This window comes from Amycolatopsis mediterranei, assembly GCF_026017845.1.
In the GTDB taxonomy this organism is placed as follows: domain Bacteria; phylum Actinomycetota; class Actinomycetes; order Mycobacteriales; family Pseudonocardiaceae; genus Amycolatopsis; species Amycolatopsis mediterranei.
The window spans coordinates 288,329-306,162 of the sequence record NZ_CP100416.1; the positions used below are offsets into that span (position 1 = coordinate 288,329).

The window sequence follows — 17,834 nt, forward strand, 5'->3', positions numbered from 1 at the left end:
GGCGGCCGGCGCCGTCTGGTCGGCATGCGTTACGTACTGGGGTTCGCGATGCTCGCCGCCGTGACGGCCGGTTGTACCGGACCGGAGGTCGCCTGCACGGCGATCGGCGTCCCGGTCGGCATCAGCCTGTCGATCCCGTCGCCGGACGGCATCTCGAAAGCGACGCTCGAAGCGTGCTGGCGCGACCGGTGCGGCACGCACGAGGTCGGCCTCTACCCCGAGACGTCGGCGGGCGCGACGACCTGCACGGGCACCGGCCCGGACAGCTCGTGCGGCACTTCGATGGTCCCGACCGGCGGTCTTCACGGCTTCGCGACGATCCCGGATCTGCCCGCCGAACCGGTGAAGGTCACCGTCCGGTTCGACGACGGAAAACCGCACACCGTCGAGGTGAAGCCGTCCTTCACCGAGCCGAACGGCCCCGCCTGCGGAAAGGCCGGCCCGCAGGCGCAGCTCGTGGCCGGTGCCGGCCACGAGCTGCGGGTGCGTTAGCCGACGTCGCGGCGCTTCCAGCCGGCCAGACCGGCGACCAGGGCGACGATGGCCACCGCCAGGAGCCAGACGAGCGGCGTCTCGGTGAACGCCTGACCGGGGATCTTCGGCGGGTGCTGGAACGGCGAGACGTCCAGCACCGCCTGCGGCAGGTCGAGGATCGGGCCGAACAGGCTCAGCAGCAGCGCCAGCGCACCGACGGCCCACGCCGCGGCCGAAAAGCCCGGCAGCACCCCGAAGATCGCCACCGCGAGCGCGACCACCACCCAGGTCGCGGGCAACTGGACCAGCATCCCGGCGAGGGTGTCCGCGAGCGAGCCGCCGACGTCACCGGTGCGCAGCCCGTTGGCCAGGCCCATGAACACCCCGCCCGACAGCAGCAGCACCGCCGTGCCGAAGAAGGCGAACACCAGGTGGCTGCCCGCCCAGCGCAGCCGGCCCACGCTGGTGGCCAGCACCGGCTCGAGCCGGATCGCGGTCTCTTCGCCGCGCATCCGCAGCACCGCCTGGACGCCGTACAGCGACGCGACCATGGCGAACATCCCGGCCATCGCGGCGAGGAACGCCTGCGTCAGCGCGTGGCTGCCGCCCAGCCGCGCCATGATCTGCTGCGCCTGCGGGCTCGAGCCGACCAGGCCGCCGATGCCGCTGGCGATCGACCCGAACACCGCGCCGACCACGGCCGTGCCGATCGTCCAGCCGAGCAGCGGGCCGCGGTGCAGCCGCCAGGCGAGCGCGAACGGCGATCGCAGGCTCGCCGCGGCGCGAGCCGGCCCCGGGCGCGGCGGCAGGAAGCCGACGCCGACGTCGCGGCGGGGCAGCAGCCAGTACCCGATCCCGCCGGCGACCAGCGCGAAGACCACCGGCAGCAGAAGCACCCACCAGCGTTCCCCGGCGAACGCCCGGACCTGCTGCACCCAGCCGATCGGCGAGAGCCAGGACAGCCAACGAGCGTCCACAGTGGAGTCTCCGGCGCCGCGCAGCAGGAACGCGGCGCCGACCACGGCGGTCCCGATGCCGTTGGCGGTCCGGGAGTACTCGGCCAGCTGGACGGCGACCGCCGCCACCGCGGTGAACACCAGTCCTGCCAAGGCTTCGGAAGCGCCGAAGGCCAGCGAACCGGCCGCGGGCAGGCCGGCGCCGATCATCGTGACCGCCTGGATCAGCCCGGTCAGCACGCTCGCGCCGCCGGCCACCAGCAGCGCCGCCGTCAGCGCCGCGTACCGGCCGACCACCGCGGACGCGAGCAGTTCCGCGCGCCCGGTGTCCTCCTCGGCGCGGGTGTGCCGGGTGACCGTGAAGACGACCATCAGTCCGGTGAGCAGCGCGAGGAAGCCGCACATGCGCCAGGCGATGAACCCGCCGGCCGTGGTGAGGTCGAACGGCGGCCCGTAGAGCAGGGCGTAGGAGGGGTTGGCGTTCGCGCCCGCCTGCAGGGCGAGCCGGTCGGCGACGGTCGGGTAGAACTGCGTGAACGTCTTGACCGTGCTCGCCGGGACGACGCTGAGCAGCACGATCCAGATCGGCAGGATGACCCGGTCGCGGCGCAGCGCGAGCCGGATGAGGTGCCAGGTGCCGGCCAGTTCGTGGGCGGGCGCGACGACGGCGGGACGGTCGAGCGTCGCGGTCATTTCGCGCTCGCTGCGGTGGTGTAGTGGCGCAGGAACAGCTCCTCCAGTGTCGGCGGCTGGCTGACCAGGCTGCGGACGCCGACCTCGGTCAGCTGCCGCAGGGCTTCGTCGAGGGAGCGCGTCTCGACGTCGAAGCGGACGCGGTTGCCCTCGATCTTGAGGTCGTGGATGTTGCTCAGCCGGGTGAGCCCGTTCGGCGGGCCGGCGAGCTCGGCGGTGATCGACGTCCGGGTCAGGTGCCGCAGCTCGGCGAGCGTGCCGGACTCGACCGTGCGGCCGTTCCGGATGATGCTGACCTTGTCGCACAGCGCCTCGACCTCGGCGAGGATGTGGCTGGAGAGCAGCACGGTCCGGCCCTGCTCGCGCTCCTCCTGGATGGCGTACTGGAACGTCGCTTCCATCAGCGGGTCGAGGCCGGACGTCGGCTCGTCGAGGATCAGCAGGTCGACGCGGGAGGCGAGCGCCGCGACGATGGCGACCTTCTGCCGGTTGCCCTTCGAGTACGTCCGTCCCTTCTTCTTCGGGTCGAGGTCGAAGCGCTCGACGAGCTCGGCTCGGCGCTTCTCGTCCAGGCCGCCGCGCAGGCGCCCGAGCAGGTCGATCACCTCGCCGCCGGAGAGGTTGGGCCAGAGGTTGACGTCGCCGGGCACGTAGGCCAGGCGGCGGTGCAGGCTCGCGGCGTCCTTCCAGGGGTTGCCGCCGAGCAGCCGGACGTCCCCCGCGTCCGCGTGGAGCAGGCCGAGCAGGACCCGGACGGTGGTCGACTTCCCGGCGCCGTTCGGGCCCAGGAAGCCGTGCACCTCCCCGGCGGGTACCTGCAGGTTGAGGCCGTCGAGGGCCTTGGTCCGGCCGAACGACTTGTGCAGGCCGGTGACCGAAATGGCGTTGTCCATGGTTCGGAAGCTACACTCGCTTCACGAAGTTGTGAAGTTAAGAAAATGTCTGGATCGAGTGATCGCGGGGGAGGGGTACGGGAGAATGGACCGATGACGACGCCTGACACGAAGCGAGATGAAGACGCCGTCCGCCGGTACGTCGAGAGCCTCGGGCTCGTGCTTTCGCAGATCGGCATGCAGCGCATGCCCGCGCGGGTGTTCGCCGCGCTGATGACCACCGACGAAGGCCGGCTGACCGCCGCCGACCTGGCCGCGCAGCTGCAGGTCAGCCCGGCCGCCGTTTCCGGCGCGGTGCGCTACCTCGAGCAGATCGGCCTGGTCGCCAAGGAGCGCGAGCCCGGCGAGCGCCGCGACCACTACCGCCTTTACGACGACCTCTGGTACGCCACGTTCATGAAGCGCGACCGCATGATCACCATGTGGCGCGACGCGGCGGAGAACGGCATCGACGCCCTGGGTGAGGACACCCCCTCGGGCAGGCGGCTCGCCGAGATGCGGGATTTCCTGTCGTTCATGCTCGAGGAGCTCAACCGCATGTACGAGCGCTGGCACAAGCTCCACGAAGAGAAGAACGCCTAGAGGCCGGCGAGCAGGACGTCCGCGAGCCGCTCGGCCTGGTCGGCAGGCTCGGTCTCTTCGAAGGTGGCCAGGAAGGCCTGCTGGAAGCACGCGCCGAGGAGCAGGGCCGCGGCTGCCTCGACGTCGGTGTCCGCCTTGAGCCGGCCCAGTGCCTGCTCGGCGCGCAGGTAGCCCGCGACCGCCCGCACGGGCAGGTGCGGACCGTGCCCGCGCAACCGCTCCCGGTGTGAGCGCAGCAGTTCCCGTGACGAGAACATCGAGACGGCGATCGGGAAGCTGTCGACGTAGAACGCCAGGCCGAGCCGGGCCACCCGGACGAGGTTGTCCCGCAGCGGCGCCTGCCCGGGGTCCGCGGTCAGCTCGGCCAAGGTGGCGCCCAGGGCGGGCAGTTCTTCGGCCAGCACGCTGCGGAACAGGTCGGTCTTGTCGCGGAAGTGCTTGTAGAGCAGCGCCTCCGAGTACCCCGCGGTCTGCGCGATGACCTTGGTCGTCGCGTGGGCGTAGCCCTGCTCGCGCATGACCTTCGCGGCCGCGGCGACGATCTCTTCGCGGCTTCCCATGGCGGCTCCCTGAGTGCGTTCTCAGCCTGGTTAGTGAACACTCACCCTACCTGGTGAGTGTTCACTAACCGAGGAGGAGACCCATGAAGATCACCGTGCTGGGGGCGACCGGCGGCGTCGGCGGGGAGGTCGTCAAGCAGGCGCTGGACCGCGGCTGGGACGTCACGGCCGTGGTCCGCGACCCCGCCAAGCTGAAGCTGCCGGCCCGGGTCGTGGTCGCCGGGTTTCCGGACCACGAGAAGCTGGCGGCCGCCGTCGAGGGCCGCGACGCGGTGATCTCGGCGGTCGGCTCCCGCGACCGCGGGCCGACCACGGTCTGCGTGGACGGCGCCCGCGCGGCGATCGAAGCCGGGGCGAAGCGCCTGCTGGTCGTCAGCGCCAGCGGCATGCACACCGAGGGAGACGGCTTCTTCACGCGCTCGCTCGTGAAGCCGCTGCTCAACCGCGTGCTGAAACACGGCTGGGCGGACATGCTCGCGATGGAGGCGGTCGTCGAAGCGACCGATCTCGACTGGACGATCGTCCGGCCGCCGATGCTGCTGAACGGGCCGCGCACGGGCAAGGTCGCGAGCCGGCTCGACGGGAACGTCCGCACGTTCACCATCCGGCGCGCCGACGTCGCCGCGTACCTGCTCGACGCCGTGGCGGACCCCACGCTGATCAGGCGGAAGGTTTCGATCGCCCACGGCTAGCGTCGAGCCATGGTGCTCCTCGCTCAGGCTTTGTACGTCAAGCGCAAGACCCCACGGCTGCCGGGCGCGGCCGGTCCCACAGAGGGACTCGTCCCGGGGCACGGCGAGCCCTTCCGGCTGGCCGTGCTCGGGGAATCCACGGTGGACGGGGTCGGCGCGGCGGACCACGAGGAAGCGCTCACCGGCTGCCTCGCCCGCGAGCTGGCCCGCGACGGCCGGGCGGTGCGCTGGCAGGCGGTCGGCCGGACCGGCGCCAACGCCCGGGTGGTCCGCGCCGAGCTCGTTCCCGAGGTCCGCCCGGCCGACCTGGTCGTGATCGCCCTCGGCGTCAACGACACCATCGAGCTCCGGACGGCCGCGGGCTACCGCCGTGACCTCCTGCGCCTGGTGCTCGAGCTGCGCCGGCGGCTCGGCCCGGTCGACGTCCTGCTGGCCGGGGTGCCGCCGATGGCCCGCTTCCCGGCCCTGCCGCGCCCGCTGCGCGACGTCCTTTCGGCCCGCTCGACCGCTCTCGACCACGCGACCGCAACGCTCGAGAGGATCCCCGGCGTCCGGCACGTCCGGATGGATCCCGCCCTGCTCGACCCGGCCGCCTTCGCGAGCGACCGGTTCCACCCCGGGGCCGCCGGCTACGCCCGCTGGGCCGGAACGCTGGCACACGCGGTGATCAGTTAGCCGCTCTGCGTCGATTCTCAAAATAATTTGCCGGTTCGGGTATCTGGCGGTGCCCCCACTGCGTCCTGTGGAGCAGCCAAGCACGAAGGAACACGACAGGGGGTGTCGCGTTCGAGTGAACGCGGTGACCGGGAGCCGAGGGGGCTTCCGGACACCGTCGGCCGGGTGCCCTTCGGGGGAGGGGACATCCGGCGGGGCCCGTTGGGGAGCGGGTCCTTGAGGGAGGGGAGTACCGGTCGGCGCGGGTTCACCGCGTCGGCCGGTACCTCCCGCGATTGCCATTGACCGGTAGTGCACGACCGACAAAGTAAGTGACCTTGATGTATCCGAGATCCACCTGCACGCTCCTTCCCCCCGAAGGACCCGCGATACTGCCATTGCCGACTGGAAGACTCTTCCGAAGAGGGGCAGATACGGTGACCGACGTGCAAACCACAGAGGTAGATCCGCCGTGGGAGGGCCTGACCGGCGCCGAGCTGCACGCTGCGTGCATGCAGGCCGCCAGGGACGGTGACCGCCGGGCGATGGCCCGCCTCGTCGAAGAGCTGACCCCGCTCGTCTGGCACGTCGCCCGGGCCAACGGGCTCGACCGCGCGGTCGCCGAAGACGTCGTCCAGACCGTCTGGCTGGCGTTGTTCAGCCAGCTCGGCAAGCTCCGCGACCCCAAGGCCCTCGCCGCCTGGCTGATCACCACCACCCGCCGCGAGGCCACCCACCCGTTCGGCCGCCGCATGCAGCCGGTGCCGTTGAGCGACGAGGTCGCCGAAACGATGCCGAGCACCCAACCGGCACCCGAAGACGAAGCCGTCCGCGCCGACCGCGACCGCCGGGTCTGGCGCGCCTTCGTCCGGCTGCCCCACCGCTGTCAGGAACTGCTCCGGCTGACCGTGCTCGCGGGTCGTGCGGAGTACCAGCTCGTCGCCGAGGCCCTGCGCATGCCGCGCGGCAGTGTCGGCCCGACCAGGGGTCGCTGCCTCGACCAGATGCGCGATCTCCTCGCCAGTGAAGGGGGAAGCCGATGAACGACCTCGGGGCGCCGGGGGGCCAAGCCTCCTTCGGTGACGACGTACTGCTGGCCGACATCGGCCGTTTTCTCGACGAACTGGACCCGCCACCGGGTGACTTGGTGCAGCGGGTCCAATTCGCGCTCGCACTCGAAGACCTCGATGTCGAGGTCGCCCGCTGGGAGCGGCTGGACGATCTGGCCGGGGTCCGCGGTGGCGGCACCGGCACGATCACGTTCACGGTCAGCGACCTGACGGTGATGATCAACCTGACCAAGATGGGCAAGCTGCACCGCATCGACGGCTGGCTGGTCCCGGCCGGCCAGTACGGCGTCGAGGTCCGCGTGGCCGAGCACGGCACGTCGTCCACGACGGCCGACGAAGGCGGCCGGTTCGTGCTGGACAACGTGCCGCGCGGGACGACGCAGATCCTCGTGCACCTCGGGGACGTGTCGTGCCGCCGGACCGTCGTGACGCCGACGGTCGTGCTCTAACCGAGGAAGTCGGCCAGGGGGACGGGCGTGAGCCCGTCCTTCTTGGCCCGCTCCACGAACGCCGTGTAGTCCTCTTTGAAGGTCTTCCGGAAGTGCATCAGCACGATGTCACCGGACTTGAGCTTGTCGCCGGACTGGAACTGGACGACCCCGTCGTTGACCGCGGCCGTCCACAGCACCGAGGCGCGCATCCCGCAGGCGGCCGCCGCGCGCAGCGTGTTCTGGTCGTAGTTGCCGAACGGCGGCCGGAACAGCGACGGGCGCACGCCGAGGTCGCGCTGGAAGTCGTCGGCGTCGTCGCAGATCTCCTTGCGCTGGAACTCGTACGGCTTGCCCTTGAGGTTCGGGTGGCTGACCGTGTGGTCGCCGAGCGTGGCGCCGGTGGCGTCGAGGATCTGCTTGAAGTAGGCCTCGTGGCCCTTCACGTACTTCTGGTTCAGGAACAGCACCGGGTGGGTCCCGTTCTGCTGCATCAGCTTCAGCGCGTCGGGGTCCTGCACCGCGCCGTCGTCCATGGTGAGGAAGACGTACGGCTTGTCGGTGGTGATCCGGCGGATCAGCGGGACCTGGCCGTTTTCGATCGGCGGCACCTTCTGCTGGACCGTGCCGAACGGGTAGGGACCGGACGTCTTCACGTCGGGGTTCAAGCCCTGCGGCGCCGGGTTCGGCTGGCTCGTGGCGGACTCCCGCTGATCCGGCTCGTGGCCCGAACACCCGGTCAAGGCCAGTGCTGCCGCGGCGACCACGGCTGTCAAGCGCTTCCTCACGCCTTCCCCCCTTCGTGTACTACCCGAAAGAGTGACGCGGGAGGGTGGGGGAACGTTGCGCCGGAGGATCTCCTGTGGCCGGAGCCACCCGGCTCAGCGCCCGGTTTCGGCCGCCTTGACCAGCTTGGCCGAGAACAGCCGGATCACGATCCGGAGCGTGGCGGCCAGCGCCGGCCCGGTGCCCTTGACCGGCTCGGTGAACGAACCGGTCCACCGCAGGTGCGTGCCGCCGCCGTCGGTCGGCGTGAACAGCACTTCGGCGCGGTAGTCCTTGATCGGCTTGCCGCCCGCGAAGGCGTACACGTGCTTGCGGCCGGGCTCGTACTCGAGGGTCTCCTCGCGGATCAGCACCGGCCACATCCCGACCTCGCGGACGGCGCCCACGCCGTCGGGTTCGGTGGTGCCGCGCCGGGCCCAGCGGGCCTGGACGATGAGTGGTTTTCCCCACTCCGCCCAGCGCGGGCCGTCCGCTTCGAGCGCGAACAGCGCCTCCGGCGGGGCGGTGCTCGTGCGGTTGACCTCGTACGAGTACTTGCGACCCACCGGAACCTCCCACTTTGTTGACAGACTGATAATCAATCGTCTCCGGGGGCGTAGGTCAAGATGAGGGGGTGAGCACGCCGCGCCCCGACCTCGCCGCGCCGCACTGGCTCGTCCAGCTCCTGCGCAGCACGCCGGTGCCGGTGCCGTGGAACATGGTCGCCCGGGCCGTGGTCGCGCTGGCCGTGCCGCTCGCGATCGCGTACGCGGCGGGGGACATCGCCGTCGGCGCGCTCATCTCGACCGGGGCCCTGCCCGCCGTGCTGTCCGAATCGGCCGGGCCCTACCGCTACCGCGCCCGGCGGCTCGGCGGCGCGACGCTCGCCGCGACCGCGGGCTACCTCGCCGGGCTGCTCACCGGCGGTACCCCGGCGCTGTCGATGCCCACGGTGATCCTGGTCGCGGCGGTGTCCGCGGTGATCAGCGCGGCCGGGAGCAACGCCTCGGTTGCCGGGCTGCAGATGCTCGTGTTCTGTGTGATCGCCACCGGGCAGCACGCGACCGGCGTCCGCGTCGAGGTCCTCTTCGGCTGCTTCTGCCTCGGCGCCGCCTGGAGCCTCCTGGTCGCGCTCGTCACCTGGACGGTCCGGGCGACCAGCCCCGAACGCACCGCCGTCGCGCACGTCTACGTCGAGCTGGCCGCGATGCTGTCGGCGACCGACGAAGCCGTCTCCCGGGTCGCCCGCCACCGGCTGACCACGGCGATGAACACCGCCTACGACCAGTTGCTCACCGCGCGCTCGTGGCTGTCCGGCCGCGACGCCGCCTACCGGCACCTGCTCAACCTGCTTTCGGCGACGACACCCGCCGTCGAGGCGTCGGTGGCGATGGTCAACGCGGGCCGCCGCCCGGCCGCGGAGGTGATCGACCACTTCGTCGCGCTTTCGGCCGCGGTGCTGGCCGGCCAGCCGCTGCCGGCCCCGCCGCCGGTGCCACCCGGCGACCCCGACCCGGTGCTCGCCGCGCTCTACGCGGGGCTCGTGCGGATCGGCAAGGGCGACGACCGCAAGCGACGGCTGCCGACGCCGTGGCACCGCCGGCTGCGGGAGTGGGCGGCCTCGCTGGCGTCCGGCCCGCTGACCTGGATCGCCGCGCTGCGGCTGACGCTGTGCGTCGCGATCGCCGAGGTCGTCGGCCTGCTCGTGCCGCTGGAACGGTCGTACTGGATCACCCTGACCGTCGGCATCGTGCTCAAGCCCGACTTCGGATCCGTCTTCGGCCGCGCGGTGCTGCGGGGCATCGGCACGGTCATCGGCGTCGGGATCGGCGCCGCGGTGCTCGGTCTCGGCGCGAACGGCTGGGTTCTGGTGGTGCTCAGCGCGATCTTCGCCGGCGGCATCGCGGTGGGGAAGGTGCGCAACTACGGCATCCAGAGCGCCTTCGTGACGCCGTTGATCATCCTGCAGATGGGCCTGGCCCACACCGGGAACTGGAGCGTGGTGCTGGCACGGCTGGTCGACACCGTGCTGGGCTGCGTGATCGTGCTCGTCTTCGGCTACCTGCTGTGGCCCGGCAGCCGGCGCCCGCGGGTGGGCGGGCGCCTGGCCGACGGCCTGGACGCGGTCGCGAAGTACGTCTCCCACGCGCTGGTCGAAGCGTCGTCCGGGGAGGCACGGCTGGCGCGGTCCCGGGCGCGGCGCGGGGCCTACCGGGCCCTGGCCGACCTGCGGACGGCGTTCCAGCAGGCCGTCGTCGAGCCGTCCGCGCACGGCCGCCAGGCGGTGGCGTGGTGGCCGGTGATCGCCGCGCAGGAGCGGGTCGCGGACGCCGTCACCGAAGTCGGCGTGACGATCGGGCGGGGTGTGCCGCCGCCGGCCCCGGCCGACGTCGAGCTGCTGACGGCCGCGCTGGGGGAACTCGCGTCGGCCGTCCGGGAGCAGCGCGCGCCGCGGTCGATGCCGCTGCCGGACGCTCCGCAGCTGTCCGGCGTGGTCGACCAGCTGGAGTCGGCGTTCGACGCCGTCCGCGGCCCCGACCTGGCCGAACGCGCACCCCTGGGGCTCGTCCGGCGGTTCCTGCCCTACCACCGGCGCACGTAACGTCCGTGCGGTTCAATGCACCCATGGGAATCGACTTCGAAGCGTTGAAGGGCAAGGCCGAAGAGGCCCTGCGGGAGCACAACGACAAGATCGAGGAGGGCCTCGACAAGGCCGCCGACTTCGCGAAGTCGAAGTTCGCCGGCCACGACGGCCAAATCGACAGCGGTGTCGAGAAGGCGAAGGACTTCCTCAACAAGTTCGACGACACCCCGGACGCCCCGCGGTAGCTACTGGACTTCGCCGGTCGCGATCCCGTCCGCCAGGCCGGTGATCCGGCCGCCGCGTTCGCCCAGTGCGATCAGTCCTTGCCGCGCGTCCGGCGCGGCCAGGCTGATCCGGACCCCGGCCCGTTCGACGTCCAGGCTGGCGGCCAGTGCTTGCGCGCCTTCGTATCCCGCGTTGATCGTGGCGGCGAGCCCGCCGGTCGAGGCCAGCGAACCGCGGGCGGCGCCGAGCCGGCCGAGCGCTTCGTCGACGATCGGCAGCAGGGCGTCCCGGTTGCCTTCGGTCATCGCGCGGACGAGCTGCGGGTTCGAGCCGGCCACGCGCGTGCCATCGCGGTAGGACCCGGCGGCCAGCGACATCGCCAGCGGGCCGCCCTCGGCGCCGATCGTGGCCAGGATCGCCGCCAGCAGGTGCGGCAGGTGCGAAATCCGGGCGACGGCCTCGTCGTGCGACTCCGCGGGCAGCGGGACCACGTGCGCCCCGATGTCCAGCACGAGCTTCGCCACCTCCGCCCAGGCGTCGAGGTCGGTGTCCTCCTCGACGGCGACCACCCACGCGGCGCCCTGGAACAGCGTGGCGTCCCCGGCCAGCCAGCCGGAGTTCGACGTTCCCGCCATCGGGTGCCCGCCGACGTACCGCGTGTACGGCACGCGACGGCGGACCGCGTCCAGCACCGGCGCTTTCACGCTGGTCACGTCGGTGAGCAGGCAGTGCGAAGCGTGCTGGTTGACCAGGCGCAGCAGGTCTTCGACGGCCGGGAGCGGCACGGCGAGCACGACCATCGCGTCTTCGGCCGCGGCCCGGTGCAGGGCCGCTTCGACGTCGGTCGTGACGTCGTAGCCCGCTCTGCTCGCCGCGTCGGCGTCCACTTCGGAAACCGCGGCACCCCACGCCGTGCGGCCGTGGGCGGCCGCCGCGCGCAGCAGTGACCCGCCGATCAGCCCGAGCCCGATCACGCATACGTCTCGCACGGGGTTCATCCTGCCAGTGCCGGACGCTTATCGGGCTACAGCGCGGCGGCGAGCCTCGTTCCCTGGTCGATCGCGCGCTTCGCGTCGAGTTCCGCGGCGACGTCGGCCCCGCCGATCAGGTGCACCGGCAGCCCGGCCGCGCGCAGGTCGTCGGCGAGGTCCCGCACGGGCTCCTGACCGGCGCAGACGACGACCGTGTCGACGTCCAGCAGCCGCGGCTCGCCGTCGACGGTGATGTGCAGGCCGTCGTCGTCGATCCGCTCGTAGGTCACGCCGGTGAGCTGTTCGACCTTCTTCGCCTTGAGCGCGGCCCGGTGCACCCAGCCGGACGTCTTGCCGAGCCCGGCGCCGATGCCGGACTTCTTGCGCTGCAACAGGAAGACCTGCCGCGGCGACGGCTCGGGCCGCGGCGTGCCGAGCCCGCCCGCCGCCTGTTCCGGGTCGGTGACACCCCATTCGGCCAGCCACGCGTCGAGGTCGAGCGCGGGCGAACTCGTGTGCGTGAGGAACTCGCTGACGTCGACGCCGATGCCGCCGGCCCCGATCACCGCGACCCGCTCGCCGACCGGCTTGCCGTGCTTGACGACGTCGACGTAGGACAGCACCTTCGGGTGGTCGATCCCGGGCAGCGACGGGACGCGCGGCGCGACCCCGGTGGCCAGCACGACTTCGTCGAAGCCGGTGAGTTCGGCCGCGGCCACGCGCTTTCCGAGGTGCAGCTTCACCCCGGTCACTTCGAGCCGCCGCCGGTAGTAGCGGATGGTCTCGGCGAACTCCTCCTTGCCGGGGATCTTCCGCGCGATGCCGAACTGGCCGCCGATTTCGGCGTCGGCCTCGAACAGTTCGACGCTGTGCCCGCGTTCGGCCAGCGCGGTCGCCGCCGCCAGCCCGGCCGGCCCGGCTCCCACGACGGCGACGTGCTTCGTCCGCCGGGCCGGCGCGAGCGTCAACGTCGTTTCGTGGCCGGCCCGCGGATTCACCATGCAGGACACGAGCTTGCGCTTGAAGGCGTGGTCGAGGCAGGCCTGGTTGCAGGCGATGCAGGTGTTGATCTCGTCGTCGCGGCCGGTCTCGGCCTTCCGGATCCATTCGGGATCGGCGAGGAACGGCCGCGCCATCGACACGAGATCGGCGTCGCCGCTGCTCAAGGCTTCCTCGGCGACCTGCGGCATGTTGATCCGGTTCGACGTGACGACCGGGATGGTCACGTGCGGCTTGAGTTTCCCGGTCACCCAGGTGAAGGCGGCGCGCGGCACCGACGTCACGATCGTCGGCACGCGGGCTTCGTGCCAGCCGATGCCGGTGTTGATGATCGTCGCGCCGGCGGCCTCGACCTCCTGGGCGAGCGCGACGACGTCTTCCCAGCGCTGGCCGCCCGGGACGAGGTCGAGCATCGAGAGCCGGTAGATGATGATGAAGTCGTCGCCGGCCTTTTCCCTGGTGCGCTTGACGATCTCGACGGCGAACCGGCGGCGCTTCTCCGGCGTGCCGCCCCAGGCGTCGGTGCGCTTGTTGGTGCGCTCGGCCAGGAACTGGTTGATCAGGTAGCCCTCGGAGCCCATGATCTCGATGCCGTCGTAGCCCGCTTCGCGCGCGAGAGCGGCGCAGTCGGCGAAGGCGCGGATCTGCTGACGCACGCCGTAACCGGTGAGCGCGCGCGGCCGGAACGGGTTGATCGGCGCCTTGATGCTCGACGCCGACACGCTCAGCGGGTGGTAGGCGTACCGGCCGGCGTGCAGGATCTGCAGCGCGATCTTGCCGCCGGCTTCGTGCACCGGCGTGGTGAGCTGCCGGTGCCGCTTGGCCTCCGCGGACGTCGTCAGCTTGGACGCGAGCGGCAGCAGCCAGCCGGTGCGGTTCGGGGCGAAGCCGCCGGTGACGATGAGCCCGACGCCGCCGCGGGCGCGTTCGGCGTAGTACTCGGCCAGGGCGGGGAAGTGCGCAGCCTTGTCCTCGAGCCCGGTGTGCATCGAGCCCATCAGCACGCGGTTGCGCAGCGTCGTGAAGCCGAGGTCGAGCGGGCTGAGCAGGTGCGGGTACGGGCTCACGCTGTCGCCTCGCCGGCGCTCAGCGACCGCATTCGCGGCGGCTCTGTGTTGAATGATTCACTCGCAAGCTCGTTCATCGGGCGTCCTTGGGGTGGTGAAGGGCGGTGAGGACTTCGTCGAACCACTCGACCTGGCCCTCTTCGACGCGGATGCCGCCGCGCAGGACCAGGTACTGGTGCAGGTGCCGGCCGGTCAGGGCCGCCGGCGCGGGGAAGTCGCGCTTCTCGATCTGGCGGTAGACGTCGAGGCGTTCGGCGTGCTTCGCGCGGTGCCGGACGATCTCTTCGGCCACCTTCGCCGGATCGCCGAAGGTGGCGCCGCGGATCTTCACGGCCAGCTCGACCGGCCCGGCGCTTGGATCGGGCTCGGCCAGCCACCGGACGAGTTCGGCGCGGCCGCGGTCGCTGACCGTGTAGACCTTCTTGTCCGGCCGCCCCGACTGCGCGACGACGTCGACGGCCACCCAGCCGGCCTCTTCCATCCGCTTCAGCACGCGGTAGATCTGCTGGTGGGTGGCGCTCCAGAAGAGGCCGATCGACTTCTCGAAGCGGCGCGTGAGCTCGTAGCCCGAACCGGCGCGCTCGGACAGCGAGACGAGGATCGCGTGCTCCAGTGCCATCCTCGGAGGGTGCTATGCAACTAGTTGCAGTGCAACGAGGCGCGCATCACTTCACCCCTGCGGGTCAGGCAAATCGGGTCGACTTCGTCCGGGAAACGACCAGGATGGGAGGAGTGCACCCGGTACTCGAACTGATCTCCGAACGGATGGCGGCGGGCAGCGTCCCGGGAGAGCGCACCGACGGCCGGCGCCTCGCGCTCGCCATCGAGGGCGGCAGCAGCCGCGGCACGTACTCCAGCGGCATGGTCCTGGCGCTGGACGAACTCGGCGTGACACCGGCGTTCGACGCCGTCTACGGCTCGTCGGCCGGCGCGCTGAACGGTGCCTGGCTGCTCTGCGGCCGGTCCGCGACCGGGGTCCGGACGTGGTGGAACCCGGTGGTCATGCGCCGGATCATCAACCCGCTGCACACCCTGCGCGGCCGCGCGGTGATCGACCTCGAATACCTGGTGCACCAGGTCTACTCGGTGCTGGAGCCGATGGACTTCCCGGCGATCCTGGCCAACCCGGTCACCTTCCACCCGCTGGCCACCGACGCCGACACGGGGGAGTCGACCGACCTGCACCCCTTCCTCGACGACGTCGACGCGGTGAAGGTCGCGCTCGCCGCGTCGTCGTGCATGCCGGTGCTGGCCGGGCCACCTATTCCGATGGCCGGCCGCCGGTTCGTCGACGCCGGCGTGGCCGAGCCGATCCCGTACCGCACCGCGCTCGCCCAGGGCGCGACCGACGTCCTGGTGCTGCGCACCCGCCGCGCCGACGAGCTGCCGGTGCGGCCGCCGCGGATGCACGACGTCGTCGTGCCGCGGTTCCTGCGGCGCCAGGCCCCCGGCGCGATCCCGGCGTGGCAGGACACCTACCGGCGGGACGTCGAGGACGAAGAAACGTTGACGACGGACCCGCGCATCCTGAGCGTCCGCCCGCCGGCCGGCGCGCCGGACGTGGCGGTGCTGGAGCGCGACCCGGAGGTGCTGCGCCGGGCCGTCGACCTGGGCAAGAGCGCGGTCCTCGACGTGCTGGACGGACTGCGCGAAGCGTCTTAGGGCTTGCGCGCGACGCCGCCGATGACCCGCGACTCGGACGGCGAACCGGCGAACACGGTGTGCTCGTCGGGGTGCCACGCCGGGGCGTAGACGAGCCCCGGCTCCAGCAGCGGCCAGCCGCCGAAGAAGCGTTCGAACTCGGCCATCGTCCGCAGGAAGCCCGGGTTCGTCGTGGTCTCGTAGTACTCGAGCAGGTCGAGCAGCGCCTGCCGCTCGTCGTCGTTCACCGGGTTCTCGTTGGTCATCTGCGACAGCACCAGCAGCGAGCCGGGGGCCAGCCGCTCGCGGTAGAAGGCGAGCAGCCGGTCCGGGTCCTGCTCGTCCTTGACGAAGTGCATGACCGCGTTGACCACCAGGGCGATCGGCTCGCGCACGTCGATGATGTCCGACGCCTTCACCCGTTCCCAGAGGTCGTCCTCCTGCAGGAAGTCCGCGGCGATCGCGTGGTGGCGCTCCGGGTCGGCGGTGTCGGCGAGCAGCAGCGTCGAGTGGGCCAGCGCGATGGGCTCGTTGTCGATGTAGAGCACCCGCGTGTCCAGCCGCGGACTAGTGTCATCCGCGACTTCGTGCACGTTGCCCGCAGTCGGCAGGCCGGAGCCGACGTCGACGAACTGCCGGATGCCTTCGTGGACGCACTGCCGGACCGCGCGGCCGAGGAACTGCCGGCTGGTCAGGCAGTACTCGCCGATCAGCGGCAGCCGGGCGCGGACCTTCTCGGCGAAGTCGCGATCGATCGCGTAGTGGGTGTTCCCGCCGATGAAGTAGTCGTAGATCCGCGCGGCGGACGGCCGGTCGAGGCTGCTTGCGACGGCCTTGAGCGCGTCATCGTGGTTGATCATGACCACCCCTTCGCGGCCCATGCTGCCACGGGAACGATCACGCCGGCGACAACGCCTCCCGATAGGCGTTGACGGACTCGGTCAACCGGTCCAGTTCGGCGCGCATCCGGGCGAGCCCGGCTTCGTCCAGGCCCATCGCCGCGCCGATCACGTCGGGGACGCCCCGCGCCTTCTCGTGCAGCGCCTTCCCGCTTTCGGTCAGGCTGACGCGCACCGAGCGCTCGTCGTCGGCCTGCCGGTTGCGGACCACCAGGCCCGCGGTCTGCAGCCGCTTGAGCAACGGCGAAAGCGTGCCCGAATCGAGGTTCAGCTCGGCGCCGAGCTCCTTCACCAGCCGGTGGTCCCGGTCCCAGAGCGCCAGCATGACCAGGTACTGGGGATAGGTCAGATCGAGGTCTTCCAGGACGACCCGGTACAGCGACGTCACCGCGCGCGACGCCGAGTACAGCCCGAAGCAGAGCTGGTCGTCCAGCCGCAGCGATGCCATGGCGTCCTCCTCTTTCCCTTGGCTGTCCATGGTGCGCGCGTTCCGGCTGGGCGGCAACTTAAGTGCCCTGCATCTCATTGACTTCAAATTAGTTGTGCACAACTGAGTTGCGAGCTACGTTCTAGGCATCAGCTTCCACCCACGAGGAGGACGACATGACCGCCAACCCGCACAACCTGGCTCTCGAACCGGCCGCGCAGGCGTTCGCGGAGGCCACCGACCAGCCGCCGTACCTGTTCCAGCTGGCGCCGGAGGAGGGGCGCAAGGCCGTCGACGGCGTCCAGGACGGCGAAGTCGCCATGGCCCCCGCCGAGATCGAGGTGCTGAGCGTCCCGGGCGGCCCGAACGGCGACGTCGAGACGCGGATCGTGCGCCCCGCCGGGGTCGAGGGCCCGCTGCCGGTGATCGTCTACATCCACGGCGCCGGCTGGGTGTTCGGCGACTTCCACACCCACGAGCGGCTGGTGCGCGAACTGGCGGCCGGCGTCGGTGCGGCCGTCGTGTTCCCCGAGTACAGCCGTTCGCCCGAGGCGCGTTACCCGATCGCCATCGAGGAGAACTACGCCGTGGCGAAGTGGGTCGCCCAGCACGGCGCGGAAAAGGGCCTCGACACCGCCCGCATCGCGATCGCCGGCGACTCCGTCGGCGGGAACATGACCGCGGCGCTGACCATCTTGGCCAAGCAGCGCGGTGACGTCACCTTCAAGCAGCAGGTGCTCTTCTACCCGGTCACCGACGCGAACTTCGACACCGAGTCGTACGGGCAGTTCGCCGAGGGCTATTTCCTCGGGCGCGAAGGCATGAAGTGGTTCTGGGACCAGTACACGACGGATCCCGCCCAGCGCGCGGAAATCACGGCGTCGCCGCTGCGCGCGTCGCTCGACGAGCTCGCCGGGCTGCCGCCGGCCCTGGTGATCACCGGCGAAGCCGACGTCCTTCGCGACGAAGGTGAGGCGTACGCGGCGAAGCTGCGTCAGGCGGGCGTGCCCGTCACCGCCGTCCGGTACCAGGGGATCATCCACGACTTCGTGATGGTGAACGCGCTTCGCGAGACGCACGCCGCCGAGGCCGCGATCACCCAGGCCGTCACCGTGCTGGCCCGCGCTCTGGCCGAATAGTTGAGAAAACGCTGAGCCCACCGCACGTTGCGGTCCTATGGCGGAGGTCACAAGGCCGCAACGTGCCGGGGGGCTCAAACGTGATATATACGCGAGTCCCGCGATCCGGGCGCGC

General features: G+C 71.3%; 20 protein-coding genes. 10 read left to right on the forward strand and 10 right to left on the reverse strand.

The window, feature by feature from the left end:
* Positions 1–24: 24 nt before the first annotated feature.
* Positions 25–492, forward strand: coding sequence for a hypothetical protein (locus ISP_RS01435; RefSeq protein ID WP_014466528.1), 468 nt, complete (start codon positions 25–27; stop codon positions 490–492).
* Here ISP_RS01435 and ISP_RS01440 read toward each other — a convergent pair.
* On the reverse strand, positions 489–2,123 hold the full coding sequence (locus tag ISP_RS01440; protein ID WP_013222247.1) for an ABC transporter permease: 1,635 nt from the start codon (positions 2,121–2,123) through the stop codon (positions 489–491). The two genes, ISP_RS01435 and ISP_RS01440, sit on opposite strands and share 4 nt — an antisense overlap.
* Complete coding sequence (locus ISP_RS01445) at positions 2,120–3,016, reverse strand: ABC transporter ATP-binding protein (RefSeq protein WP_013222248.1); 897 nt, start codon at positions 3,014–3,016, stop codon at positions 2,120–2,122. Before ISP_RS01445 ends, ISP_RS01440 begins: the two co-directional genes overlap by 4 nt.
* Before the next feature lie 93 nt (positions 3,017–3,109).
* Here ISP_RS01445 and ISP_RS01450 point away from each other — a divergent pair, with 93 nt between their 5' ends.
* A complete protein-coding gene (locus tag ISP_RS01450) occupies positions 3,110–3,598 on the forward strand; it encodes a GbsR/MarR family transcriptional regulator (protein ID WP_013222249.1) in 489 nt (162 codons plus the stop codon).
* On the opposite strand, the gene ISP_RS01455 is transcribed toward ISP_RS01450, so the two are convergent.
* A complete protein-coding gene (locus ISP_RS01455) occupies positions 3,595–4,158 on the reverse strand; it encodes a TetR/AcrR family transcriptional regulator (protein WP_013222250.1) in 564 nt (187 codons plus the stop codon). The genes ISP_RS01450 and ISP_RS01455 overlap by 4 nt on opposite strands.
* Positions 4,159–4,241: 83 nt before the next feature.
* Here ISP_RS01455 and ISP_RS01460 point away from each other — a divergent pair, with 83 nt between their 5' ends.
* From ISP_RS01460 to ISP_RS01475, 4 genes are all read left to right on the forward strand, one after another.
* Positions 4,242–4,850, forward strand: a complete 609-nt coding sequence (locus tag ISP_RS01460) for an NAD(P)-dependent oxidoreductase (protein WP_013222251.1) — start codon at positions 4,242–4,244, stop codon at positions 4,848–4,850.
* Between the two features lie 9 nt (positions 4,851–4,859).
* Entirely contained in the window at positions 4,860–5,525 is a 666-nt protein-coding gene (locus tag ISP_RS01465; protein ID WP_013222252.1) for an SGNH/GDSL hydrolase family protein, read from the forward strand.
* A 416-nt stretch (positions 5,526–5,941) separates the two neighbouring features.
* The gene (locus ISP_RS01470) at positions 5,942–6,547 is read left to right on the forward strand and encodes an RNA polymerase sigma factor (protein ID WP_013222253.1); all 606 of its coding nucleotides are present in this window, start codon (positions 5,942–5,944) and stop codon (positions 6,545–6,547) included.
* Entirely contained in the window at positions 6,544–7,023 is a 480-nt protein-coding gene (locus tag ISP_RS01475) for a hypothetical protein (protein ID WP_013222254.1), read from the forward strand. The genes ISP_RS01470 and ISP_RS01475 overlap by 4 nt, the downstream gene beginning before the upstream one ends.
* On the opposite strand, the gene ISP_RS01480 is transcribed toward ISP_RS01475, so the two are convergent.
* Both ISP_RS01480 and ISP_RS01485 read right to left on the reverse strand, forming a co-directional pair.
* A complete protein-coding gene (locus ISP_RS01480) occupies positions 7,020–7,769 on the reverse strand; it encodes a polysaccharide deacetylase family protein (protein ID WP_013222255.1) in 750 nt (249 codons plus the stop codon). The two genes, ISP_RS01475 and ISP_RS01480, sit on opposite strands and share 4 nt — an antisense overlap.
* 114 nt (positions 7,770–7,883) lie before the next feature.
* Positions 7,884–8,333 (reverse strand): SRPBCC family protein, encoded by a 450-nt coding sequence (locus tag ISP_RS01485; RefSeq protein ID WP_013222256.1) that lies wholly within the window; start codon positions 8,331–8,333, stop codon positions 7,884–7,886.
* A 68-nt stretch (positions 8,334–8,401) separates the two neighbouring features.
* Here ISP_RS01485 and ISP_RS01490 point away from each other — a divergent pair, with 68 nt between their 5' ends.
* Both ISP_RS01490 and ISP_RS01495 read left to right on the forward strand, forming a co-directional pair.
* Positions 8,402–10,369: an FUSC family protein gene (locus ISP_RS01490; protein WP_013222257.1), complete on the forward strand. Its 1,968-nt coding sequence runs from the start codon at positions 8,402–8,404 to the stop codon at positions 10,367–10,369.
* A gap of 23 nt (positions 10,370–10,392) precedes the next feature.
* Positions 10,393–10,596, forward strand: a complete 204-nt coding sequence (locus tag ISP_RS01495; RefSeq protein WP_013222258.1) for an antitoxin — start codon at positions 10,393–10,395, stop codon at positions 10,594–10,596.
* Here ISP_RS01495 and ISP_RS01500 read toward each other — a convergent pair whose 3' ends face one another.
* The 3 genes from ISP_RS01500 to ISP_RS01510 all read right to left on the reverse strand — a co-directional run bounded on the left by ISP_RS01500 (position 10,597) and on the right by ISP_RS01510 (position 14,232).
* Positions 10,597–11,574, reverse strand: coding sequence for a prephenate dehydrogenase (locus ISP_RS01500; RefSeq protein ID WP_265049895.1), 978 nt, complete (start codon positions 11,572–11,574; stop codon positions 10,597–10,599).
* A gap of 26 nt (positions 11,575–11,600) precedes the next feature.
* Positions 11,601–13,613 (reverse strand): NADPH-dependent 2,4-dienoyl-CoA reductase, encoded by a 2,013-nt coding sequence (locus ISP_RS01505; protein ID WP_013222260.1) that lies wholly within the window; start codon positions 13,611–13,613, stop codon positions 11,601–11,603.
* A gap of 73 nt (positions 13,614–13,686) precedes the next feature.
* Entirely contained in the window at positions 13,687–14,232 is a 546-nt protein-coding gene (locus ISP_RS01510) for a PadR family transcriptional regulator (RefSeq protein WP_013222261.1), read from the reverse strand.
* Positions 14,233–14,336: 104 nt separating this feature from the next.
* Between ISP_RS01510 and ISP_RS01515 the strand changes: the two genes are divergently transcribed.
* Positions 14,337–15,275: a patatin-like phospholipase family protein gene (locus tag ISP_RS01515; RefSeq protein WP_230468679.1), complete on the forward strand. Its 939-nt coding sequence runs from the start codon at positions 14,337–14,339 to the stop codon at positions 15,273–15,275.
* Here the strand turns inward: ISP_RS01515 and ISP_RS01520 are convergent.
* Entirely contained in the window at positions 15,272–16,114 is an 843-nt protein-coding gene (locus ISP_RS01520; RefSeq protein WP_013222263.1) for an SAM-dependent methyltransferase, read from the reverse strand. The genes ISP_RS01515 and ISP_RS01520 overlap by 4 nt on opposite strands.
* A gap of 37 nt (positions 16,115–16,151) precedes the next feature.
* Entirely contained in the window at positions 16,152–16,601 is a 450-nt protein-coding gene (locus tag ISP_RS01525; RefSeq protein WP_013222264.1) for a MarR family winged helix-turn-helix transcriptional regulator, read from the reverse strand.
* Positions 16,602–16,756: 155 nt separating this feature from the next.
* Here ISP_RS01525 and ISP_RS01530 point away from each other — a divergent pair, with 155 nt between their 5' ends.
* On the forward strand, positions 16,757–17,719 hold the full coding sequence (locus ISP_RS01530; RefSeq protein ID WP_013222265.1) for an alpha/beta hydrolase: 963 nt from the start codon (positions 16,757–16,759) through the stop codon (positions 17,717–17,719).
* The last annotated feature ends 115 nt before the right edge of the window (positions 17,720–17,834 follow it).